This window comes from Streptomyces sp. CRN 30, from assembly GCF_034105845.1.
The window spans coordinates 1-23,118 of the sequence record NZ_JAVRHI010000533.1; the positions used below are offsets into that span (position 1 = coordinate 1).

The 23,118-nt window shown below is 69.6% G+C and carries 20 protein-coding genes; 5 read left to right on the forward strand and 15 right to left on the reverse strand.

The genetic code is table 11. The features are described from left to right. Positions 1-329: 329 nt before the first annotated feature. The 3 genes from UW392_RS62040 to thyX form a co-directional block, all read right to left on the reverse strand. Positions 330-2,015, reverse strand: coding sequence for a ribonuclease J (locus UW392_RS62040; protein ID WP_320784336.1), 1,686 nt, complete (start codon positions 2,013-2,015; stop codon positions 330-332). A gap of 125 nt (positions 2,016-2,140) precedes the next feature. Then, on the reverse strand, positions 2,141-3,040 hold the full coding sequence (gene dapA, locus UW392_RS62045) for a 4-hydroxy-tetrahydrodipicolinate synthase (RefSeq protein ID WP_320784337.1): 900 nt from the start codon (positions 3,038-3,040) through the stop codon (positions 2,141-2,143). Positions 3,041-3,290: 250 nt separating this feature from the next. Further along, positions 3,291-4,031: an FAD-dependent thymidylate synthase gene (gene thyX, locus UW392_RS62050; protein WP_320784338.1), complete on the reverse strand. Its 741-nt coding sequence runs from the start codon at positions 4,029-4,031 to the stop codon at positions 3,291-3,293. Positions 4,032-4,244: 213 nt separating this feature from the next. On the opposite strand from thyX, the gene UW392_RS62055 reads away from it, so the two are divergent. Further along, the gene (locus UW392_RS62055) at positions 4,245-4,484 is read left to right on the forward strand and encodes a hypothetical protein (protein WP_320784339.1); all 240 of its coding nucleotides are present in this window, start codon (positions 4,245-4,247) and stop codon (positions 4,482-4,484) included. Between the two features lie 139 nt (positions 4,485-4,623). Then, the gene (locus UW392_RS62060; protein ID WP_320784340.1) at positions 4,624-5,181 is read left to right on the forward strand and encodes a hypothetical protein; all 558 of its coding nucleotides are present in this window, start codon (positions 4,624-4,626) and stop codon (positions 5,179-5,181) included. Between the two features lie 76 nt (positions 5,182-5,257). On the opposite strand, the gene UW392_RS62065 is transcribed toward UW392_RS62060, so the two are convergent. The 6 genes from UW392_RS62065 to eccD form a co-directional block, all read right to left on the reverse strand. Then, positions 5,258-5,713, reverse strand: a complete 456-nt coding sequence (locus UW392_RS62065; RefSeq protein ID WP_320784341.1) for a hypothetical protein — start codon at positions 5,711-5,713, stop codon at positions 5,258-5,260. A gap of 22 nt (positions 5,714-5,735) precedes the next feature. Continuing rightward, positions 5,736-6,488 (reverse strand): 4-hydroxy-tetrahydrodipicolinate reductase, encoded by a 753-nt coding sequence (gene dapB, locus UW392_RS62070; protein WP_320784342.1) that lies wholly within the window; start codon positions 6,486-6,488, stop codon positions 5,736-5,738. Between the two features lie 33 nt (positions 6,489-6,521). Continuing rightward, complete coding sequence (locus tag UW392_RS62075; RefSeq protein WP_320784343.1) at positions 6,522-7,901, reverse strand: pitrilysin family protein; 1,380 nt, start codon at positions 7,899-7,901, stop codon at positions 6,522-6,524. Next, the gene (locus UW392_RS62080) at positions 7,898-10,126 is read right to left on the reverse strand and encodes a polyribonucleotide nucleotidyltransferase (protein ID WP_320784344.1); all 2,229 of its coding nucleotides are present in this window, start codon (positions 10,124-10,126) and stop codon (positions 7,898-7,900) included. The genes UW392_RS62075 and UW392_RS62080 overlap by 4 nt, the downstream gene beginning before the upstream one ends. 375 nt (positions 10,127-10,501) lie before the next feature. Beyond that, complete coding sequence (gene rpsO, locus UW392_RS62085) at positions 10,502-10,792, reverse strand: 30S ribosomal protein S15 (RefSeq protein WP_320784345.1); 291 nt, start codon at positions 10,790-10,792, stop codon at positions 10,502-10,504. A 274-nt stretch (positions 10,793-11,066) separates the two neighbouring features. After that, on the reverse strand, positions 11,067-12,533 hold the full coding sequence (gene eccD, locus UW392_RS62090; RefSeq protein ID WP_320784346.1) for a type VII secretion integral membrane protein EccD: 1,467 nt from the start codon (positions 12,531-12,533) through the stop codon (positions 11,067-11,069). 284 nt (positions 12,534-12,817) lie between these two features. On the opposite strand from eccD, the gene eccCa reads away from it, so the two are divergent. Continuing rightward, positions 12,818-16,756, forward strand: a complete 3,939-nt coding sequence (gene eccCa, locus UW392_RS62095) for a type VII secretion protein EccCa (protein WP_320784347.1) — start codon at positions 12,818-12,820, stop codon at positions 16,754-16,756. 355 nt (positions 16,757-17,111) lie between these two features. Next, the gene (locus UW392_RS62100; protein WP_320784348.1) at positions 17,112-17,669 is read left to right on the forward strand and encodes a hypothetical protein; all 558 of its coding nucleotides are present in this window, start codon (positions 17,112-17,114) and stop codon (positions 17,667-17,669) included. A gap of 255 nt (positions 17,670-17,924) precedes the next feature. Here the strand turns inward: UW392_RS62100 and UW392_RS62105 are convergent, their stop codons facing one another. The 6 genes from UW392_RS62105 to UW392_RS62130 all read right to left on the reverse strand — a co-directional run bounded on the left by UW392_RS62105 (position 17,925) and on the right by UW392_RS62130 (position 21,910). Further along, entirely contained in the window at positions 17,925-18,224 is a 300-nt protein-coding gene (locus UW392_RS62105; RefSeq protein ID WP_320784349.1) for a hypothetical protein, read from the reverse strand. A gap of 373 nt (positions 18,225-18,597) precedes the next feature. Further along, positions 18,598-19,089 (reverse strand): hypothetical protein, encoded by a 492-nt coding sequence (locus tag UW392_RS62110; RefSeq protein WP_320784350.1) that lies wholly within the window; start codon positions 19,087-19,089, stop codon positions 18,598-18,600. Positions 19,090-19,094: 5 nt separating this feature from the next. Then, positions 19,095-19,883 (reverse strand): hypothetical protein, encoded by a 789-nt coding sequence (locus UW392_RS62115; protein ID WP_320784351.1) that lies wholly within the window; start codon positions 19,881-19,883, stop codon positions 19,095-19,097. A 3-nt stretch (positions 19,884-19,886) separates the two neighbouring features. Continuing rightward, entirely contained in the window at positions 19,887-21,116 is a 1,230-nt protein-coding gene (locus UW392_RS62120) for a putative T7SS-secreted protein (protein ID WP_320784352.1), read from the reverse strand. A gap of 86 nt (positions 21,117-21,202) precedes the next feature. After that, positions 21,203-21,460, reverse strand: a complete 258-nt coding sequence (locus UW392_RS62125) for a hypothetical protein (RefSeq protein ID WP_320784353.1) — start codon at positions 21,458-21,460, stop codon at positions 21,203-21,205. A gap of 141 nt (positions 21,461-21,601) precedes the next feature. Next, on the reverse strand, positions 21,602-21,910 hold the full coding sequence (locus UW392_RS62130) for a hypothetical protein (RefSeq protein ID WP_320784354.1): 309 nt from the start codon (positions 21,908-21,910) through the stop codon (positions 21,602-21,604). Positions 21,911-22,363: 453 nt separating this feature from the next. Here UW392_RS62130 and UW392_RS62135 point away from each other — a divergent pair, with 453 nt between their 5' ends. After that, positions 22,364-22,954: a hypothetical protein gene (locus tag UW392_RS62135; protein WP_320784355.1), complete on the forward strand. Its 591-nt coding sequence runs from the start codon at positions 22,364-22,366 to the stop codon at positions 22,952-22,954. Positions 22,955-23,118: the final 164 nt, after the last annotated feature.

Here is a 23,118-nt window from a genome sequence, read left to right on the forward strand (position 1 = left end):
ACCCGAGAGACTCTCTCAGGCTTTCCTCCGGGCGCTTCCCTTCGGTCTTGCGTTTCCGACTCTATCAGATCTTTCCGATCCGATTTCCTCGGTGCTTTCCAGGTTCCCGCTTCCGCGTTTCCCTTTCCGGCGATTCCGACTTTATCAGAAGTTCTGAGTCGGAATTTCCGCTCCGCCCCGGAGGTGGCTCCCCCGGCACTTGAAGGTTCCGGGTGCCCCCTCGGGCAGAGCCGTAAACCTACTGGAGCGGGGCGCCTCGATGCAAATCGAGGCGCCCCGCTCCCAGTTGACGCGTGCGTCGTCCCACGCCGTGGGCCGTACGTGGCTGGTCAGACCTCCACGACGACCGGAAGGATCATCGGCCGACGCCGGTAGTTGTCCGACACCCACTTGCCCAGCGTGCGGCGGATGAGTTGCTGCAGCTGGTGCGGCTCGACGACGCCGTCCTGCGCCGAGCGCTCGAGCGTCTCCGTGATCTTCGGGATCACCGCACCGAAGGCGGAGTCCTCGATCCCGGAGCCGCGGGCCTGGACGTGCGGACCACCGGTGATCTTCCCGGTGGACGAGTCGATCACCACGAAGACCGAGATGATGCCCTCGTCACCGAGGATCTTGCGGTCCTTGAGCGCGGGCTCGCCGACTCCACCCACAGAGAGGCCGTCCACGTAGACGTAGCCGGCCTGGACCTTGCCGGAGATCTTCGCCTTGCCCTCGATCAGGTCGACGGCCACGCCGTCCTCGGCGATGACGATGCGGTCGTGCGGGACGCCGGTCATGGCTCCCAGCTCGGCGTTGGCCCGCAGGTGGCGCCATTCGCCGTGGACCGGCATCAGATTCTTCGGTCGGCAGATGTTGTAGAAGTACAGCAGCTCGCCGGCGGAGGCGTGGCCCGAGACGTGCACCTTGGCGTTGCCCTTGTGGACGACGTTGGCGCCCCAGCGGGTGAGGCCGTTGATCACCCGGTAGACCGCGTTCTCGTTGCCGGGGATCAGCGACGACGCCAGGATCACCGTGTCGCCCTGGACGATCCGGATCTGGTGATCGCGGTTGGCCATGCGCGACAGGGCGGCCATCGGTTCGCCCTGGGAGCCCGTGCAGACGAGCACGACCTCGTGGTCCGGCAGGTCGTCCAGCGTCTTCACGTCCACGACCAGGCCCGGTGGGACCTTGAGGTAGCCGAGGTCGCGTGCGATGCCCATGTTCCTGACCATGGAGCGGCCGACGAAGGCGACCCGGCGGCCGTACTCGTGGGCCGCGTCCAGGATCTGCTGGATGCGGTGGACGTGGCTGGCGAAGCTGGCCACGATGATCCGCTTGCGGGCGTTCGCGAAGACCTGGCGCAGGACGTTGGAGATGTCGCGCTCGTGCGGGGTGAACCCGGGGACCTCGGCGTTGGTGGAGTCGGTGAGGAGGAGGTCGATGCCCTCCTCGCTCAGCCGGGCGAACGCGTGCAGGTCCGTGAGCCGGTTGTCCAGCGGCAGCTGGTCCATCTTGAAGTCGCCGGTGTGGACCACCATGCCCGCGGGGGTGCGGATGGCGACCGCGAGGGCGTCCGGAATGGAGTGGTTGACCGCGATGAACTCGCAGTCGAAGGGACCGATGCGCTCGCGGTTCCCCTCGACGACCTCGAGGGTGTAGGGGCGGATGCGGTGCTCCTGGAGCTTGGCCTCGATGAGGGCGAGGGTGAGCTTGGAGCCGATCAGGGGGATGTCCGGCTTCTCGCGGAGCAGGAACGGGACGGCACCGATGTGGTCCTCGTGGCCGTGCGTGAGCACGATGCCCTCGATGTCGTCGAGACGGTCCCGGATGGACGAGAAGTCCGGCAGGATCAGATCGACTCCGGGCTGCTCCTCCTCGGGGAAGAGCACGCCGCAGTCGACGATCAGCAAGCGTCCGCCGTACTCGAAGACGGTCATGTTCCGGCCGATCTCGCCGAGACCGCCGAGCGGAGTGACGCGCAGACCGCCCGCGGGGAGCTTCGGCGGCGGGCCCAGTTCAGGGTGCGGATGACTCAAAAGACTCTCCTCACCACACACGCCACGTGCCTGTGGGGCACGTGGCGCGCATGACGTTCGTGCAAAAGCAGTTGTTGGTGGGTGCAGGCACCTGCGTCCTGCCTATTCAGTTGTGAAGTCCGTTGTCAGAGCTGTACCCCGCCGGCAGCAAGATCGATCTTGAGCTGGGCGGTCTCCTCGGGCGTCAGCTCGACCATGGGAGCCCGCAGGGGCCCGGCGGGCAGGCCCTGCAGGGCGAGCGCCGCCTTGGTGGTCATCACACCCTGGGTGCGGAACATCCCGGTGAAGACGGGGAGCAGCCTCTGATGTATCTCGGTCGCCTTCTGGACGTCGCCGGAGACGTACGCCTCGACCAGGGCGCGCAGCTCCGGCGTCACGACGTGGCCGACGACCGAGACGAAGCCGACCGCGCCCACCGAGAGCAGCGGCAGGTTCAGCATGTCGTCGCCGGAGTACCAGGCCAGACGCGACCGGGCGATGGCCCAGCTCGCGCGGCCCAGGTCACCCTTGGCGTCCTTGTTGGCGACGATCCTCGGGTGCTCCGCGAGCCGTACGAGCGTCTCGGTGCTGATCGGGACACCGCTGCGGCCGGGGATGTCGTACAGCATCACCGGCAGCCCGGTGGCGTCGGCGACGGCCGTGAAGTGCCGGTACAGGCCTTCCTGCGGGGGCTTGTTGTAGTACGGCGTGACGACCAGCAGGCCGTGCGCGCCGGCCTGCTCCGCCGTGCGGGCCAGTTCGATGCTGTGGTGGGTGTCGTTCGTGCCGACACCGGCGACCACGTGGGCGCGGTCGCCGACGGCCTCCACGACGGCTCGCAGGAGGTCCGCTTTCTCCGCGTCACCGGTGGTCGGGGACTCACCGGTGGTGCCGTTGACGATCAGGCCGTCGTTGCCTGCGTCCACCAGGTGGGTGGCGAGCCGCTGTGCGCCGTCGAGGTCGAGTGCGCCGTCCGCCGTGAAAGGCGTGACCATGGCGGTGAGGACCCGCCCGAAGGGGGTCTGCGGAGTGGAGGTCGGAGCCATGGGTAACACGCTACTCGTTGCTCAAGACGCGGTCTGCCCTCGGGGGGCCGGGAAAGTCCTGACAAAGGTGGAGCCCGGCACTGCCTGCTCGGGGGTTCAAGCAGTGCCGGGCCCGTTCGATCAGGCTAGATGAACTTCACGAATAGCCGCAATCCGGACACTTCGCCCTACCGTCCCGTACGTGTGTGCGCCATGCGTCACGGGGGCGTGGTGGTGCCCCGCGGAGCGCGCCGTGGGCGCCCGCCGGTCGTTACGGCGCCACACGTCCGTTCGCGTTGAAGGCCGCGTACGTCAGCGGCATGAGCTTCGCCCACTCCGCCTCCATCTTCTCGCCGACCATCTCGATCTCCCGCTGTGGGAAGGACGGCACCTTCGCCAGCTCGTGCTGGGTGCGCAGACCGAGGAAGTGCATCAGCGAGCGGGCGTTGCACGTGGCGTACATCGAGGAGTACAGGCCGACGGGGAGGACCGTGCGGGCGACCTCGCGGGCGACGCCCGCGGCGAGCATCTCCCGGTACGCCTCGTACGCGGACGCGTACGCGTCCTGCGTGACGCGGCCGACGAGCTCCTGCTGGGCCTGGGTGCCCTCGACGAAGCGGTACTTGCCGGGGCGGCCCTCCTGGATCAGCTTGCGGGACTCGTCGGGGACGTAGAAGACCGGCTGGAGCTCCCGGTAGCGACCCGATTCCTCGTTGTACGACCAGCCGACGCGGTGCCGCATGAACTCGCGGAAGACGAAGATCGGGGCGCTGATGAAGAACGTCATCGAGTTGTGCTCGAAGGGGCTGCCGTGCCGGTCCCGCAGCAGGTAGTTGATCAGGCCCTTGGATCGCTCCGGGTCCTTCTGCAGCTCGTCCAGGGACTGCTCGCCCTTGGTGGAGACGCGGGCGGCGAAGAGCACGTCGGCGTCGGACGCGCTGTGCTTGACCAGCTCGACGGAGACGTCGCTGCGGAACTCGGGCTTGAAATCGTCGGCGGGGGTGTCGGTCACGGCTCGTGGGGTCCCTTCCTGCACTTCTCTCGGGCGGCGCCCACTTTACGGCCCGGCACCGACAACGGGCGGTTCCGAGGTGTGCGGCGACTCCCGGCCACAGAACTTCTGCGAACTTCTGCGAAAGCGGTGATTCAGGGCACCTTTTGGGTCACTCGCTCGTCTGTATAGATGACAGTGATCCGTTCGAGTTCCCGAGGAGGAGCACGACTCATGTCCCGTCGGCGCGAGCCCGTTCCGTTCGCCTTCGTCGCCGAAGCCGACAGGTTCCGCAGCAACGTCACTCCCCCGCCCCGCCAGCGGGCCACCGTGAGCCAGATAGCCGGACGGTGGCTGATGGGGCTCACCGTCACCGCGGGGCTCGTGGGCTCCCTGATCTTCGGCGTTCCCGCGCTGTCGATCGACCAGTCCCCCGCACAGTCGCAGCAGTCCGAGGCGTCCCAGAACCGCTGACGGCTCCGTACGGCCGACGGCACTCCCCCGGCCCCGGCGGCGCGGGACGTGCCCCGCCCGGGCCGCCCGAGGGTGGTAAGCGGGGACACGGCTCGATAATCTCCGGGCACAGCCCTGGTGGATGGAGTGAGGAACAGCCGTGCCCCTGCCTTTCCTGACCGCGGACCGCGCTTTCGACGAGGCGGTGGACGACCCGGCGCTGCCCTTCGGCGACCGTGACCGCTGGCGCCGGCCCTACCGTCCCGGTCCGTGGCGGGTGGGAGCGGCCGCACTCCTGCTGCTGCTCGCCTCGTACGTGCTGGTCGCGGCGGTCATCATCGCGTTCGCCGGCACCCTGACGGCCGGGGCGGTCTGCTTCGGCGCGGCCGTGCTCGTCATCGTCTGCGCCCTGCGGATGCTGCGCATGGGGATCTGGGTGAGTGCGCGGGGTCTGCGTCAGGTGGGCTTCCTCACCACGCGCACGGCTCCCTGGGAGCAGGTCGTCTCCGCGCGGACGGTCCAGCAGCCGGTGCGCTGGCTCGGCGTACCGCGCACGGTGCAGGGCCAAGCCCTGCTCCTGGCGCGGAAGGACCGGGCGCCCGAGGACCTGACACCGCTGCTGACCACGCACAACGCCGACTTCCTCGGCCGCCCGCTGGCCTTCGACCGGGCCGCGGACACCGTGGAGGCGTGGGTCGCGGAGTACGGGCGGGCCTGATCCCGCGGTGATGCGAGCAGTGGGGGCCGGTCCGTGGCATACGGATCGGCCCCCATCGCGTGCGTGCTCGGGTTCTTCAGGCCGGCTGGACCGGCTTGCCGTCGTGCAGGGCGATCGCGCGCTGCATCGCCTTGCGGGCCCGCGGGGTGTCCCGGGCGTCGTGGTAGGCCACGGCGAGCCGGAACCAGCTGCGCCAGTCCTCGGGGGCGTCCTCGGTCTCGGCCTTGCGCCGGGCGAAGACCTCGTCGGCCGAGTCACGGTCGATCCGGCCCCCCGGCGTGCGCTTCAGCTCGTCGACGGGCAGCCCGCCCTCGGCGTCGAGCTCGGCGGCGAGGGCGTTGGCCCGGCGGACGAACTGGGTGTTCTTCCACAGGAACCAGAGCCCGATCAGTGGCAGGACGAGGACCGCGAGCCCGAGGACGACCCCCACCGGCTCACCGGTCCCGATGAGCAGCACACCGCGGCTGCCGACCAGGACGAAGTAGACGACCAGGACGGCGGCCGTGACGACATAGGTGATCTTCGCGCGCATCGTGTCGGTGTCGGCTCTCGGTTCAGCCCAGGTCGAGGAAGTGCTCGAGGCCGAAGGTGAGCCCCGGGGTGCTCACCAGGCGGCGGGCGCCCAGCAGGATGCCCGGCATGAAGCTGCTGTGGTGCAGGGAGTCGTGCCGGACGGTGAGGGTCTCGCCCTCGCCGCCGAGCAACACCTCCTGGTGGGCGAGGAGGCCCCGCAGGCGTACCGCGTGCACGGGCACGCCGTCGACGTCCGCGCCGCGCGCCCCGTCCAGGGCCGTCACCGTGGCGTCCGGCTGCGGGGCGCTGCCCGCCTTGCGGCGCGCCTCGGCGATGAGCTGGGCCGTGCGGGTGGCGGTGCCGCTCGGGGCGTCCACCTTGCCCGGGTGGTGCAGCTCGACGACCTCCACCGACTCGAAGTACGGCGCCGCGATCTGCGCGAACTTCATGGTGAGTACGGCGCCGATGGAGAAGTTGGGCGCGATGAGCACGCCCGTCTCCGGGGACTGGTCGAGCCATCCCTTCAGCTGCGCGAGGCGCTCGTCGGTCCAGCCCGTCGTGCCGACCACGGCGTGGATGCCGTGCCGTACGCAGAAGTCGAGGTTGCCCATCACGGAGGCCGGGGTGGTCAGCTCGACCACGACCTGGGCGTCCCGCTCGGCCAGTGTCTCCAGCCGGTCACCGCGGCCCAGGGCGGCGACCAGCTCCATGTCCTCGGCCGCCTCGACGGCCCGTACGGCCTCGGATCCGATGCGGCCCCTGGCACCGAGGACCGCCACGCGCAGCTTGCTCATGTAGTTGCTTCCTTAGGGGTCGAGAACCGTACGTCAGGCGACGGCGTCGTGCAGCCGGGCGGCCTGCTTGTCCTTGAGCGGGCCGATGACCGACAGCGAGGGACGCTGTCCGAGGATGTCGCGGGCGACCTCACGGACCTCGTCCGGGGTGACCGCCGCTATCGCGCCCAGCATGTCGTCGACGGACATCTGTTCGCCCCAGCACAGCTCACTCTTGCCGATACGGTTCATCAGCGCACCCGTGTCCTCCAGGCCGAGGACCGTGGAGCCGCGCAGCTGGCCGATGGCGCGGTCGATCTCCTCGTCGGGCAGACCGTGCTCGGCCACCTGGTCGAGCTCGTCACGGCAGATCTTCAGCACGTCGTGGACCTGGCTGGGCCGGCAGCCCGCGTAGACACCGAAGAGTCCGCAGTCGGCGAAGCTCGAGGTGTACGAGTACACGCTGTACGCCAGGCCGCGCTTCTCGCGCACCTCCTGGAAGAGCCGGGAGGACATGCCGCCGCCGAGCGCGGTGTTGAGCACGCCGAGGGCCCAGCGACGGTCGTCGGTACGGGCGATGCCGGGCATGCCGAGGACGACGTGCGCCTGCTCGGTCTTGCGGGTGAGCAGCTCGACGCGGCCTGCCGTGCGCAGGGCGCGCCGGCCGTCGCGCGGGGCGACGGGGGTCGCGTCGAGGCGCGTCAGGGCGCCCGCGCGCTCGAAGGCGGCGCGGACCTGTCGTACGACCTTGTTGTGGTCGACGTTGCCGGCGGCCGCGACGACGAGGTGCGTCGGGTCGTAGTGCTTCCTGTAGAAGCGGCGGATGCGGTCGGCGGTGAGGGCGTTGACCGTGTCGACCGTGCCGAGGACCGGACGGCCGAGGGGGGTGTCCCCGAGCATTGTGTGCGCGAACAGGTCGTGCACGCAGTCGCCCGGGTCGTCCTCGGTCATCGCGATCTCTTCGAGGATGGCGCCGCGCTCGACGTCGACGTCCTCCTGGAGGATCTGCGAGTCGGTGAGCATGTCGCAGACGACGTCGATGGCGAGCGGCAGGTCGGTGTCGAGCACGCGTGCGTAGTAGCACGTGTACTCCTTCGCCGTGAACGCGTTCATCTCGCCGCCGACCGCGTCGATCGCGGCCGAGATGTCGAGCGCGCTGCGCCGTGAGGTGCCCTTGAAGAGCAGGTGCTCGAGGTAGTGCGTGGCGCCGTTCAGCGACGGGGTCTCGTCGCGGGAGCCCACGTGCGCCCAGATGCCGAAGGTCGCCGAGCGCACGGAGGGCAGTGTCTCGGTGACGATGCGCAGACCACCGGGGAGGGTGGTCCTGCGGACCGTGCCGATGCCGTTCTCGCCCTTGATGAGGGTTTGGGTACGGGCGACGGCCCGCGCCTCGGTGGAGGTGCGGGCCGTCGCCTTGGAGCTGTGGGACGTCACTTGTCGGCGTCGTCCTTCTTGTCGTCGTCGTTCTCGGAGCTCTCTTCGCCCTCGATCACGGGGATGAGGGAGAGCTTGCCACGGGAGTCGATCTCGGCGATCTCGACCTGGACCTTGGCACCCACGGCGACCACGTCCTCGACGTTCTCCACGCGCTTGCCGCCGGCGAGCTTGCGGATCTGCGAGATGTGCAGCAGACCGTCCTTGCCCGGGAGCAGCGACACGAACGCGCCGAAGGTCGTCGTCTTCACGACGGTGCCCAGGTAGCGCTCGCCGACCTCCGGCATGGTCGGGTTGGCGATGCCGTTGATCGTGGCGCGGGCGGCCTCGGCCTGCGAGCCCTGCGCGGCACCGATGTAGATGGTGCCGTCGTCCTCGATCGTGATGTCGGCGCCGGTGTCCTCCTGGATCTGGTTGATCATCTTGCCCTTGGGGCCGATGACCTCACCGATCTTGTCGACCGGGATCTTCACGGTGATGATCCGCGGCGCGTTGGGGGACATCTCGTCCGGCGTGTCGATCGCTTCCATCATCACGTCGAGGATGTGGAGGCGGGCGTCGCGGGCCTGCTTGAGGGCCGCGGCCAGGACGGAGGCCGGGATGCCGTCCAGCTTGGTGTCGAGCTGGAGGGCGGTGACGAACTCCTTGGTGCCGGCGACCTTGAAGTCCATGTCGCCGAAGGCGTCCTCCGCACCGAGGATGTCGGTGAGGGTCACGTAGTGCGTCTCGCCCTCGATCTCCTGGGAGATCAGGCCCATGGCGATACCGGCGACGGGGGCCTTGAGCGGCACACCGGCGTTCAGCAGCGACATGGTGGAGGCGCAGACCGAGCCCATGGACGTCGAGCCGTTGGAGCCGAGGGCCTCGGACACCTGACGGATCGCGTACGGGAACTCCTCGCGCGTCGGCAGCACCGGCACGAGCGCGCGCTCGGCGAGGGCGCCGTGGCCGATCTCGCGGCGCTTCGGGGAGCCGACGCGGCCGGTCTCACCGGTGGAGTACGGCGGGAAGTTGTAGTTGTGCATGTAGCGCTTGCGGGTCACCGGGGAGAGGGTGTCCAGCTGCTGCTCCATGCGGAGCATGTTGAGGGTGGTGACGCCCAGGATCTGGGTCTCGCCACGCTCGAACAGCGCGGAGCCGTGGACCCGCGGGATGGCCTCGACCTCGGCGGCCAGGGTGCGGATGTCGGTGACACCGCGGCCGTCGATGCGCTTCTTCTCCTTGATGACGCGCTCACGGACCAGGGACTTGGTCAGCGAGCGGTACGCGGCGGAGATCTCCTTCTCGCGGCCCTCGAACTGCGGGAGCAGCTTCTCGGCGGCCAGACCCTTGACGCGGTCCAGCTCGGCCTCGCGGTCCTGCTTGCCCGCGATGGTGAGCGCCTGGGAGAGCTCGCCCTTGACAGCGGCCGTGAGGGCCTCCAGGACGTCGTCCTGGTAGTCGAGGAAGATCGGGAACTCGCCGGTCGGCTTCGCGGCCTTGGCGGCGAGGTCGGCCTGGGCCTTGCAGAGCACCTTGATGAAGGGCTTCGCGGCGTCCAGACCGGCGGCGACGACCTCCTCGGTGGGCGCCTCGGCGCCGCCCTTGACGAGCTGGATGGTCTTCTCGGTGGCCTCGGCCTCGACCATCATGATCGCGACGTCGCCGTCCTCCAGGGTGCGGCCCGCGACGACCATGTCGAAGACGGCGTCCTCGAGCTCGGAGTGCGTCGGGAAGGCCACCCACTGGTTGTTGATCAGCGCGACGCGGACGCCGCCGATCGGGCCCGAGAAGGGCAGGCCGGCCAGCTGGGTGGACGCGGACGCGGCGTTGATCGCGACGACGTCGTACAGGTGGTCGGGGTTGAGCGCCATGATCGTGGCGACGACCTGGATCTCGTTGCGCAGGCCCTTCCTGAAGGACGGGCGCAGCGGACGGTCGATGAGGCGGCAGGTGAGGATGGCGTCCTCGGAGGGCCGGCCCTCGCGCCGGAAGAAGGAACCGGGGATCTTCCCGGCCGCGTACATGCGCTCCTCGACGTCCACCGTGAGGGGGAAGAAGTCGAGCTGGTCCTTCGGGTTCTTGGAAGCGGTGGTGGCCGACAGCACCATGGTGTCGTCGTCCAGGTAGGCCACGGCCGAGCCGGCGGCCTGACGGGCCAGGCGGCCCGTCTCGAAGCGGATGGTGCGGGTGCCGAAGGAGCCGTTGTCGATGACGGCCTCGGCGTAGTGGGTCTCGTTCTCCACCAGCGTGTTCTCCGTTACATGTCGTCTTTTCGTCCCCTTGCCCGTGTGGCAGGGGGACGGTGGCGGAGAAGCGCCTCCGTCTGGTGCGGGCCGGTCTTCGATCGAAGCACCCGGGTACCTCTGTCCCCCGGGGGCCACTACCGAGGACCGGCGGCGGCGAGGTGCGCTTCTCCTCGTTCGTTCGTGATCTTCGTTGTCGTTCGGTGTGCGTGACATCGTCCGTGTACCCGGTTCGGACCGGATACCGTCACGCTGAGTCGTACGTACCGCGTTGTGCTACCAGCCTACAAAGCGGCGGTGACAACGCGCACCTTTCCGTACGTACGGCAAAGGGAGCGGCCCCCTGATCCCGGGAACCGCTCCCTCCACGGCGTCTTACTTGGCGCCGCCGGCCGCACCGCGGCGGATGCCGAGGCGGTCGACCAGCGTACGGAAGCGCTGGATGTCCTTCTTGGCCAGGTACTGCAGCAGGCGGCGGCGCTGACCGACCAGGATCAGCAGACCACGACGGGAGTGGTGGTCGTGCTTGTGGGTCTTGAGGTGCTCGGTCAGGTCCGAGATACGGCGCGAGAGCATCGCGACCTGGACCTCGGGGGAGCCGGTGTCGCCCTCCTTGGTACCGAACTCGGCGAAAATCTGCTTCTTCGTAGCGGCGTCGAGCGACACGCGTACTCCTTGTGAGTCTTCTTCGTCTGCCACCGAGTGCCCCTGGTCTGCATCGCAGGGGAGCTTCCATGACTCGGGAGGCGGGGATCCGCTGGGCGCGGCCCCCAGATCCGGCTGTCGCCAGGAAATCCGGAGGTGCGTACACGAACGGCCGTCACACAGCGTACCAGCCCGGCAGCGGAGCCCCGGTCCGGGCCCGGCAGCGGCGCCGGACGCGGCAGCGGCTGCCACCCGCAGGTGACAGCCGCTGTGTGCCGTTGACGACCGGTCGGGGTCAGCCGCTGGTCACGCCCCGGGCCGCCGCGTACAGGTCGAGCACCGCCAGGCAGAGCGGGACGAGCGAGAGCAGGACCGCGCCCTCGGACAGGTCGAGCATGCGGCCCCAGAACGGGGTCACGCCCTTGCGCGGCACGACCAGGGCGATGGCCACCAGCAGCGTCGCGCCCAGGGCGACGGCGGCGGAGAGCCAGATGGTGCGGAAGTCCAGCGGAGCGCTGTTCCCGTTGAAGGTGAGTTCCTTGATGATGTCGGCCGGCGGGTTGAGGGCGAGGCCGAGCACCAGTGCGCAGATCGTGGCGATGCCCGAGAACATCAGGGTCACGACCTGGGAGGTGTACAGGAAGAGGCGCGCCCGCATCAGCATGGCGAGACCGGCCGCCAGCGACAGCAGCTGGGCCCAGCCGCTGGTGGAGAAGCCGAGCACCACACCGGCGGAGGCCACGCCGCCGATCGCGCAGCCGCCGACGAGGCCGAGCATCAGTTCGTGTCCGCGGCGCGCCTGGTCGGCGATGACCTGGAAGTCGACCGGCTCCTGCTCCTGCTGGTCGTCGCCGCGCCCGCGCTTGGCGACCTGGTCGGGCGAGCGGAACCCTATGGGCAGCTTGGCGAAGCGGGCGGACCAGCCGGGGAGGAAGCCGATGCCGGCCACCATGACCACGGCGGTGACGGCGGCGGCGTGGCGCGGCTCGGCCTCCATGACGATCGCGGCGAAGGTGGCGAGGACGCCGACGCCGGCGGCGAAGGCGGCGGAGACGAAGGGAGCGTCGTTGCGCGGCAGCATCAGGACGAGCAGCACCGAGGCGATGAGCACGACGGAGCAGCCGATGAGGAAGTGCAGCCGTCCGGGTCCCTCGCCCGCGGGGACGCCCAGCACGCCGGAGCCGCCGACCAGCAGGTGCGGCAGTGCGGCCAGGCCGAGGGCGAGCGCCGCCTGGTGGTCGTCGTACACCCGCGCGCGTACGGCCGCCAGCGCGACGAGGACGACACCGGTGACGCCCGCGATGACGCCCGGCACGCCGTTCATGTCGTGGACGACCGGCTCGGAGAACCACAGCACCAGGGCCATCATGGTCAGCAGCAGCGCGCCGGCGGCCAGGCCGACGACGCGCATCATGCCGTCGTTCCAGCTGCGGCGGTCGGACTCGACGGCGGCGGCCACGGCGTCCACGACGTCGTCGAAGACGGCGGGCGGCAGGGAGTCGGCGAACGGGCGCAGGAGCAGCAGTTCGCCGTCGCGAATCTGCTGTTCGGCGAGGGAACGGCCGTCGTCGAGGACGGAACCGTCCCTGCGCACCAGGTTGTAGCCGGTGGGCGCGGCCTCGTCGGGCGTCTGCCCGGACAGCCGCAGGACCTCCGGGTACACGTCGGAGAGCGGTACGTCCTCCGGGAGTGCCACATCGATCCGGCTGTTCGGCGCCGCCACCGTGACTCTGCAGAATCCGGTTGCTGAGACCGTACTCACCTGACGGTTCCCCCTCGTCCAGTGATGGTGATCGGACGCGGTCCGCCGGGGCGATGCCCGTACCGCGCTTCATTTCGGAGCGTCACCCTACCGCCCCCACTCGGCATCTCCCCATCCCCTCCCGGCTCAGGAGCCCCGCAGAACAGTAGGATCAACGCCCGACTCATGGGTCCGGCGGAGACCGGCCCACAGGCCCGGCAGAGCCCGGCGAGTTGACGTGCGTACGGGGGCCGTCACAACGGGGGCGGTTCAAGATTGCGATTGCGTGAAGGACTGGTGCAACGGTGAGCGTCGTCATCGTCAAGCGCCCACCGCGGGTGTTCCCGCCGGAGGTGCCGAGTGAGGAGCTCAAGCTCGAGTCCCCTCCCGAACTGCCCCGCAACGAGGACGACAGTCTGCTGATGAACCTGCTGCCGATGCTCGGCATGGGGTCGTCGGCGGCGTTCTTCTTCATGCCGGGCGCCCAGGGGTTCATGAGGATCATGGGCATGCTCATGCTGGCGTCCACGGTCGCCATGGTGATCGCCCAGATCGTGCGGGCCCGCAAGGGTCCGTCCGGGCAGATGGCCGAGGGCCGTCGCGACTACCTCAAGTACCTGGCGCAGAAACGGCGTGAGGTGCGGCGCACCGCGCACAAGCAGCGCGACGCCCAGCACTACCTGCACCCGGCGCCGGAGCAGCTGTGGGCGCTGGTCGCGGAGGGCTCGCGGCTGTGGGAGCGGCGTTCCACGGACCCGGACTTCGCCCAGGTGCGGCTCGGCCTCGGGCCGCAGCAGCTGGCGACCCCGCTGATCGCGCCCGAGACGGCGCCGGTGGACGAGCTGGAGCCGCTGACCGCCCACGCGATGCAGCAGTTCATCGCCGGCTACGGCGCCCTGAACGACCTCCCGCTGGCGATCGGGCTGCGCTCCTTCTACCACGTGACGGTCTCCGGTGACTCCGAGACGGTGTACGGCCAGACCCGGGCGATGGTCGGTCAGCTGACCTCCCTGCACTCGCCCGAGGACCTGGTGGTGGCGGTCGTGGCCGCACCGGGCGCGGCGGTGGACTGGGAGTGGACCAAGTGGCTGCCGCACATGCAGCACAAGGAGGCCGACGGCGCCGGCAGCGGCCGGCTGATGTGCTACGACCTCGGCGAGGTGGAGGAGTTGCTCGCCCAGCAGCTGGAGGGGCGGCCCCGGTGGAGCCGGGACGGCCAGCCGGTCCTTGACCAGCCGCACGTGGTCGTCGTGCTGGACGGCGGTGGCGTACCGCCGGACTCCGTCCTCGCCTCCGCGGAGGGCCTGCAGGGCGTGACCATCCTCGAGGTGGTGCCCGGTGACCTCGACGAGCCGCGCGGCTCGCTGACGATCCGGTCGTACCCCGACGGCATGGAGCTGGAGGCGGGTACCGGTGTGTTCACCGGCACCCCCGACGTGCTGTCGCAGGCGCAGGCGGAGTCGCTGGCCCGGCAACTGGCGCCGCTCCGGCTGGGCGCGGCGGACGCGGACGAGCCGCTGCTGGCGAACCTGGACTTCACCGACCTGATGCAGATCGGCGACGCGGCGGGCGTGGACGTCTCGCGCACCTGGCGGCCGCGCACGCTGCACGAGCGGCTGCGCGTGCCGATCGGTCTCGGCGAGAGCGGCGAGCCGGTCATGCTGGACATCAAGGAGGCCTCGCAGGAGGGCATGGGCCCGCACGGTCTGTGCGTCGGCGCCACCGGTTCCGGCAAGTCGGAGCTGCTGCGCACCCTGGTGCTGGGCCTGGCGGTCACCCACTCCTCCGAGACCCTGAACTTCGTCCTCGCGGACTTCAAGGGCGGTGCCACCTTCACCGGCATGGGCAACATGCCGCACGTCTCCGCGGTGATCACCAACCTGGCCGACGAACTCACGCTGGTGGACCGCATGCGCGACTCCATCACCGGTGAGCTGACCCGCCGCCAGGAGCTGCTGCGGCAGGCCGGCAACTACGCCAACATCACCGACTACGAGAAGGCGCGCGCCGCGGGCGCCCCGCTCGACCCGCTGCCGTCGCTCGTCCTGATCATCGACGAGTTCAGCGAGCTGCTCGCCGCGAAGCCCGACTTCATCGAGATGTTCATCCAGATCGGCCGCATCGGCCGTTCGCTGGGTGTGCACATGCTGCTCGCGTCGCAGCGCCTGGAGGAGGGCAAGCTGCGCGGCCTGGACACCTTCCTCTCGTACCGCATCGGTCTGCGGACCTTCTCGGCGGCGGAGTCCCGTACGGCGATCGGCGTGCCCGACGCCTACCACCTGCCGAACGTGCCCGGCGCGGGCATCCTGAAGTACGGCACCGAGACGATGGTGCAGTTCAAGGCCGCGTACGTGTCGGGCACCTACCGGCCGAACGGGCCGGTGGCGCAGGGCGGTGGCCGGATCGACCGCTCGCCGGTGCTGTTCACCGCGGCGCCGGTACCGGTGCGGATACTGGCCGAGCCGGAGCCGGAGGCCCGTCCGGACCGGATCGACGACGCGCTCGCCGACACCGTGCTCGACGTCATCGTCAGTCGCCTGGACGGTCAGGGCCCGCCCGCCCACCAGGTGTGGCTGGCGCCGCTGGACGAGCCGGTCAGCCTCGACCAACTGCTGCCCGTGCTGGGCATCAGCGCGGAGCGCGGGCTGCACGCCGAGGGCTACCAGGCGCAGAGCAAGCTCGTCGTCCCGGTCGGCCTGGTCGACAAGCCCTTCGAGCAGCGCCGTGACGTGATGTACGTGGACGTGTCCGGCTCCTCCGGTCACACGCTGATCGTGGGCGGTCCGCAGTCCGGCAAGTCGACGCTCGTCCGCACGATGGTCGCGTCGTTCGCGCTCACCCACACGCCCGCCGAGGTGCAGTTCTACGCCCTCGACTTCGGCGGCGGCGGCATGCTCGCGCTGGAGAGCCTGGTCCACATGGGCGGCGTGGCCTCCCGTCTGGACCAGGAGAAGGTCCGCCGTACGGTGGCGGAGGTGCACGGCATCCTGGGCGCCCGCGAGGAGTTCTTCCGCGCCAAGAGCATCGACTCGATGGCCACGTTCCGCAACCGCCGGGCGCAGGGCCACTACCCCGACCAGCACTGGGGCGACGTCTTCCTGATCATCGACGGCTGGGGGACGTTCAAGAACGACTACGAGATGCTCGACCCGGTCATCGCGGACATCGCGACCCGCGGTCTCGGTTTCGGCATCCACCTGATCGTCACGGCGACCCGGTACACCGAGATGCGGCCGGCGCTGCGCGACCAGATCCTCAGCCGCCTCGAGCTGCGGCTCGGTGACGCGATGGAGTCGGAGTTCGACCGCAAGCGGGCCGAGAACGTGCCGATGGGCAAGCCCGGCCGCGGTCTGTCCCCGGACAAGCTGGACTACCTCGCCGCCACGCCGCGCATCGACGGGTCGTCGACGGTGGAGGACATGGCCGACGGCATGGCGAACTTCGTCGCCGGCGTCAACAACGCCTGGCAGGGCCCGACGGCCCCGAAGGTGCGGATGCTGCCGACCATGCTGCCCGCGTCCGAGCTGCCCGCGGGCGGCGACTTCGCCAACCGCGGCATCGCGATCGGCGTCGACGAACTCACCCTGTCCCCCGTCTTCGTGGACTTCGAGACCGACCCGCTGTTCGTCGTCTACGGCGAGAGCGAGTCCGGCAAGTCCTCCCTGCTGCGGTTCATCGCCAAGCAGGTCTCGGAGCGGTACGCGCCGAACAAGGCGCTGTTCGTGGTCTCCGACTTCCGCCGGGCGCTGCTCGGCCAGGTCCCCGAGAGCCACATGTACAAGTACTGCGCCTCGGGTCCGCAGCTCCAGGAGGTCCTGGAGTCACTGGCCGGCTCGATGAGCCGCCGCATGCCCGGCCCCGACGTCACTCCGGACCAGCTGCGCAACCGCAGCTGGTACAGCGAGCCCGACGCGTTCATCTTCATCGACGACTACGACCTGGTCGCGACCTCGATGGGCAACCCGATGTCGGTCCTCATGGAGTACCTGCCGTTCGCGCGCGACCTGGGCCTGCGCATCATCCTGGCCCGCACCACGTCGGGCGCCTCCCGGTCGTCCTTCGAGCCGGTGCTCACCCGCATCAAGGAGCTGGGCGCGCAGGGCATCGTGCTCTCCGGCGACCCGTCGGAGGGCCCGGTGTTCAACAACATCAAGGCCACCCCGCTGCCGCAGGGACGGGGGCAGTTCATCTCGCGGCGGAGCAGTGGGCAGCTGGTGCAGACGGGGTTCCTGGCGGAGGGCTGAGACCGTCCGGCACGGCAGGGGTGGGCCGGCTCTGCGGCCCACCCCGTTTGCTTCCGGTGCCGGGACGGGACCCGATCCCGGGAACCGGTCGAACGATCACGTGCCGTCAGGGCCGGGCATCTGACGGGGAGAGCGCGTGACCGACTGCCTCAAGACCGACACCCGCCGAGCTGGGCCAGTTCGAGAAGACGCTGGAAGGGGCGAGGACGGAGCTGGACAACGTCCGCAAGTGGATGCAGGACGTGTCCACGCAGGACGTCGAAACCAAGGAACTGGACGCGGCCTGCGCCGAGTTCCACGAGCACAGTCACGTGAGAACGTCCTGACCCAGCTCGCGCAGGGCAGGGCACTGACCGTGGAGATGCAGCGGGAGGGCGTGGTCCACGCCTCCATCGGTGCGCACCGGGCGGACGAGGGCGCCATGGTGGAGTCGGTCGTCACGCCGGCCCGGCGCGAGACCCCCTGGATGCCTCCGAAGCCGGCGGCGGTGCGGGCCGCGACAGCGCGCAAGAACGCGCTGCCGGTCGCCGTGGTGGACCTGCCGTGCGGTCCTGGCGCGTTCACCGAAGCCGTGGTGGAGCTGCCCGTGGAGGCCGACCCCCAGGGGCGGTCCCTTCACGGAGCGACCGCGTACCTGCCGTTCCCGGACGGGCGGGATCTCGCCGTCCTCACGCTGACCACCACGGCCGTGGGAGCCCGCGAGCACTACCGCGACATCCACCGCGGCATGGCTCGGATGATGAGTTCCGACCTCGACCGCCAAGAACGGCACCACGCGCTTCACCTTCGCCGACCCCGAACGTCCGGACAGACAAGTCTCACTCCGCTACGGCGACCGGCTGGGCAGCGGGTACACCTTCTGGGTGCGTCAGGTCAGGCCGGGTCAGGTGGACGAGGTCTGGTTCGCGGGTGACCCTCGCTTCCTGAGCGTCGTCGGCGTTCCGGGACCGCGGCGGCTGCTCAACGTGGCACAGCGCGAGGCGCTCGACAACCGGATGTCGGCCCGCAAGCGCGCGTCAGCCCCGAGGCGCGGGAGCGTGCCAGGGCGGCGGGTGCGCGCGGGTCGGCTGAGTCCTTCCGGACAGCGGCGTGCGGTCATGCGTGCGGCGTGGACGGCGGTGGGGTACCGGCGCGGGGCGCGGGTACCCCACCGCCGCCTGCGGCCGGCTCAGTTGTACCAGTCGTGCAGGACGGCCTGTGCGTAGGCGAGGCGCGGGTCCAGACGCGAGGTGCGGACCCGGTACTTGCCGGTGAGCCCGTTGAACCGCAGGGCCGCGAGGCCCGGCACGGCACCGTCCTTCGCCCGCCATGCCGTACGCGAGGGCAGGTACCAGTCCGGGCCGCCGTATCCCCCGACGAGGCTTACCACGTTGAAGACCAGCACCAGCGGCGAGAGGACGACGTACACGGCCCACGCGGCGATGCTCCCACCGCGGCCGACCAGTCGCGTGCCGTCGGGCAGCGCCATCTCGTACCGGGGCCGCCGGCGGCTTCGTCGGACAGGCGGCCACAACACACCCAGCGCGGTTCCGTCGGCGCCGGTCACGGCCAGGCCGCTGTCCTCTCCTGTTCCCGGCGCCTGCCGGGCCACGAAGCACACGGGTTTTTGACCTGCTTGGTCCTCGTAGAGGGCGAAATCGGTCGTCGGCTCACCGGGCCCATCGGGCTTGTCCGGCCTCGGGAGAGTCCCTGCGGCGTAGAGAGGTGCGCCACCTCGTACCTTGACGACCCATCGACGGACCGCCGACGCTCCCTCGTCCGACGGCTGCATGCGCATGCGAAAGACAGTGACACTCACGTTTCCTGGCCCCAGTTGTCAGCGGTACTGGCGGTGATCGGCGTCATCGCCATCTCTTCCCAGAGGTCGGCTTCAGCCACGCGGGCAGAGCGCGGTACGGGATACCCGCTGCCGACAGGACGTGGAGGTACCCGTTGACCCGATCGCGGGTCCCGCCGCGCACCCAGACATGACGGCAGTGGAAAGCCCGTGCCAGCAGGTACACACTCAGCGAGAGCAGGACCGCCACCGGGGTGAGGAGGATGCCGTCGACCACCGCGTCGAAGTCGCCCCAGTCGGTGCTGTCGATCAGGAACCAGGCTCCGACCGCTCCGGGAGCGAACAGGAGACCACCCCACGCCCCGCGTGAGTTCATCCTCCTCAGCAGCTCCCGATGGCGATAAAGGAGCGCCGCGACCTCCGTGTCGGCCAGATAGTCGATGCCCCTGTCGGCGCCGATGGTCCGCACCGTCTCGGCCAGTCCCGGTACCGCCGTCAGCTGAGCGGATGTCACCGGCAACAGGCTGAGGGCCTTCTCGGAAACGGTGCCGTTCATGCCTCTCATCCGAACACGTCTCGCACAGGCTTCGCCTGCAGGGGCACCTCGATCGCCGGGTTGGCGTCGGCCGCCGGGTTCGCGTCGTACTTGTTGTTCTCCTCGTTCTCCTCGTTCTCCTCGCTCACCTCGCTCACCTCGTTCACCTCGTTCACCTCGTTCACCTCAAGGGTGTTCACGATGTTGAAGAAGAGCTCGGAGTACAGGTCCCAGTCCTCCATGCAGGGAGTGCTGAGCTCGAAGAGGACCATCTCCGCGGTCCGGCGGAGAGGCAGGAAAACGGATATCTTCCCGATCTCCACCTCCTCCGGCCGACCGGAATCGGTGATCTCCCCGGGAAGTTGCGTGATCTCCGCGGTGAACCGCGCCACCGCCTCGCCCGCCGCGAGCCAGAACGTCTCCACGCGCGTTCCGTCCCCGGAGCCCGCGAGTTCCGCGGCGACGCTCGAAGCGGTCGCTTTCCCACCTCCCGGCACGGACTCGAGCACAGTGGCGGTCACCGTCGCCGTGCTGCGGCGCCCCTCGATGTCGAGCAGGCAGAATCCGGCGTAGCCGACTCCGGCCTCCCGCATCTCGAGGACGACGGGCAGCTGAGCCGCGACGTACTGGAACCACAGTTCGGCGTTCCCCTGCGGATACACGTCCTGGGCCAGTTCGATCAGCGCTTCGTCGAGCTGGTCCACGGCTTCCTTCACAGGAAGCTCGAAGAAGGTGGGCGGTACGCGGAAAGCCAGACGCGGCGGAACGGCAGCCGCGGGGTCGGCCGCGGCACTGCCGGGAACCATCGTGTCCATGGGTTACGCCGCTCCCGCCGCCGACATGAACGTGTTGCTGGACGGCGCGCCGGCCGTCTTGGTCTCCGACGACCCCGACACCAGGCCGAGCCCGAGACCGATTCCCTTGATCCCCATCTGCGTGCCCCGCATCGTCCAGCTCCCCACGTCCAGGGCCTCGTCGCTGAGGCCCAGCCCCTTGCCGGCCCTCAGCAGGACCTGCTGGTACAGGAGGCCGTCGGCCATGCCCCTGGCCACGTTGACCGACGTCGCCATCTCGTCGGCGTGGGAGAAGACACCTGGGAGTCGTGGACCCACCGCGGCGGCTCTGGCCGCCTTCCCTCCCGCCATCAGTCCCTTGACCGCTCCGATGCCCGGCAGGACGCCCAGGCCGGCTCCGACCCAGTCCATGACCCCGACCTTGCCGCCGCGGGCCGTCTTGATCCCGTAACCGGCCAGAGCGAGCGCGCTGGCGCCGATGGCCAGCGCCCCGAACACCGCGCCCACGGGCGGGATGGCCATGGTCGCCAGGGACAGGATGGAAAGGGCGGAACCGATCTTGGAGAACAGGTCCGCGTTGTCGACCAGGAAGTCCTTGAAGCCGTCCCAGGCACCCTTCAGCCCGTCCGTGATCTTGTCCCAGATACCGAGGTCCGGCGGCCGGTTCTCCGCGGCCTCGCGGATGGCCTTCTCGGCCTTCGCGGCCTGCTCCTCCCAGTACTTGCGCAGTGCCTCGGCGTTCTGGAGGGTCCACTCGAGATTCCGCGCGGCATCCTGGGCCGCCGTCTCGGCGGCGTTGGCCTCCTCCGAGAGGGCCTTGGACTCCGGCTCGGTGAGCTGTCGGAACATCGCCTGCTGAATCCTGGCGTTGACCCGGTCGACCGCTTGGTTCTTCTGCTCCAGCAGCTTCCGCTCCTCGACGGCGTCCGCCTCCATGGCTTTGGCCTGCCGCTGCATGGTCTGGAGCTCCGAGTGCCAGCCTCTGAGCGCCTTCGAACAGGCGGCCATCGACTCGTGACCCTGCTTGAGGTACTTGGGCAGCTCGCCGATCTTCTCCTGGAACTTGGCGGCGGCCTCCCCCTCCCACACACCGTCCGTCTTGCCGATGCTCAGCAGCATCTCGCGCAGCTCGTCGAGCTCGTCGCCGACCGTCTTGACGTCGTACGCCAGTGACTCGATCGTGTGAAGGTCGCCCTTGGCTGGATTGAACGTCAGCCCGGGCCAGTCGGAATCGTCGAACATTCCATAAGCCATTGACTTCTCCCCGTTGTCTGCGTGACGACGTTGTGCACGTTGTGCGCGAGCTGTCGGAGCACCGGTGGTACCGGCCGCTGCCGGGACTACTTCTGGCTGAAGCCCGTCTGTAGATCCTGCTCGGTCGTCTGGTACGACTCGAGCGTCTTCTTGAGCCCCTCGTGCAGTTGCTCGGACGCCTCGGCGATCCGCTTGATGCCGTCGCCCCAGTCGTCCTGGAAGTCGTCGCAGGCGTTGTCGAGGCCGTCTGTGCCCAGGCCCTTCGGGCCCACCTTGTTCAGCCGCTCCTGGGCGCCGCGCATGCGGTCGTCCACCTGGTCCAACCTGTTGATCAGGGTCTTCATGCGATCGGGATCGATCGTGAAGTCCGCCATCCCCGTGTGCCTCCCGTAGCCTTGATCAAGTCACCGGCGTGCAGGCTACCGAAGCGACGGCTTCCGGCCTACGCAGGGATGTTCGCCGTTGCCGACTTGTGGCGTTCGCACTCAGTCCCGGTCCCACGCTCGGTCGCGGTCCCATACGTGCAGCACAGCCTGTGCGTAGGCCAGCCGGGGGTCCAGCCACGGTGATGCGAGGTGATAGACGCCGTTGACCCGGTAGTCGACGGCGACGACGTCGGGATCGGTGGACGAGTGCCACTGCGTGCGGCACGGGGGTTCCAGCGCCCAGGCGAACTCTTTCCTCGCCTCCTTCTTGTCCCCGACCAACAGCAGCAGTCCTTGGGCAGTCCCGATCGCCCGAGCGACGGCGTATACCGGGGAGCCTAGAAGCGTCCACGCCAGCCACCCCTTCACGGTCCCGACCTTGCCGGCCAACGGCTCGCCCCCGTGGGCCGACTGCACGGTCCAACGCACGCGGCCGGGCCACGGCAGGAGTCGCCCGCCGTGCCGTGTGATCCGCCCGATGGCCGCCCCGTCGCCTCCGTGCACGTCGGAGACGCCTCCACCGGCGGGCCGCACCACACACCACAGGTCACCGTTCGAGCCGCTCACGGTGAACGGCGGCCTCACCCCGCGCCCTCCCTTCCTTCGGAGTGGGTTACCTCGCCTCGGCTCCCCGACCATGGAGCGGTGACCCCCTGTACGTTCGCTCGGTTCCGACGGCACTGGTGGGAGCAGTCGGTCCGCCCGGCACGGATAAGGTCGGACAGCACTGTTCGCCGCTCAGCCACCTGATGCTGGAACGCCGGGGCGGCAACGCCGAATGGATGCCGCATGTATGCCGAATGGATCACGGGAGGAAGCAGCGTGCACGGATCGCCGCCGGTGGAGGGGCGGGGGGAGCAAGTCTCCACGGAGAAGGCCGCCTTCGACCACCCGGGTACCCGGGCCGCCTGGACCAGGGCTCGGCGTGCGGTGACGGCCCGCCTGGCTGTCGCGACGTTCCTGTGGCTGGCCGCGATGATCGCGCTCATCGCGCTCCACGAGTCCGGCGTCACCTGGCCCGCGGATCCCGGAGAAGGTGACGGGGTGATCGGCCTGGTCGTGGCCCTGCTGCCCTTCGCCTACCTCGTCGTCCTGTACCTCTACGTCAGCGCCCTGCGTTCCACGAAGCGGATCCGGCGCATCCTACGAGCGCATCCGTGGCAACCGATCCCCGCGGCACGCAAGCAGTCACTCCTCGTGGACGCCAGCGGTGTGGCCGTTCAACTGCAGCTCAGCGCCGCAGGAGAGCCGGAGCGGACGAGCGGACCGAGGTCGGCCCGTGGAACGGTCCATCGCCGCCGCTGGCCGGAAGCCATGGAGCGGGGCGCCTGGTACGCCGGGGATGTCGAGGGGCGCGGCGTCCTCGCCCTTCCTGGCGGCACCGACCTCATGGAGGTCGGGCCCCGCCCCTGATCGCTTCACCGGAGCGACCCGCCACGGCCACGCCGCCCGGCACAGCACAGCGCAGTGCCCCGCACCAGGGCGGGGCACTGCGCGGGTCGAGGCTCGTCACATCACCGGCTCATCAGGTCACCGGTAAGAGACGGCTTTCTTGATACCGGCCTGCTTGGCCTGCT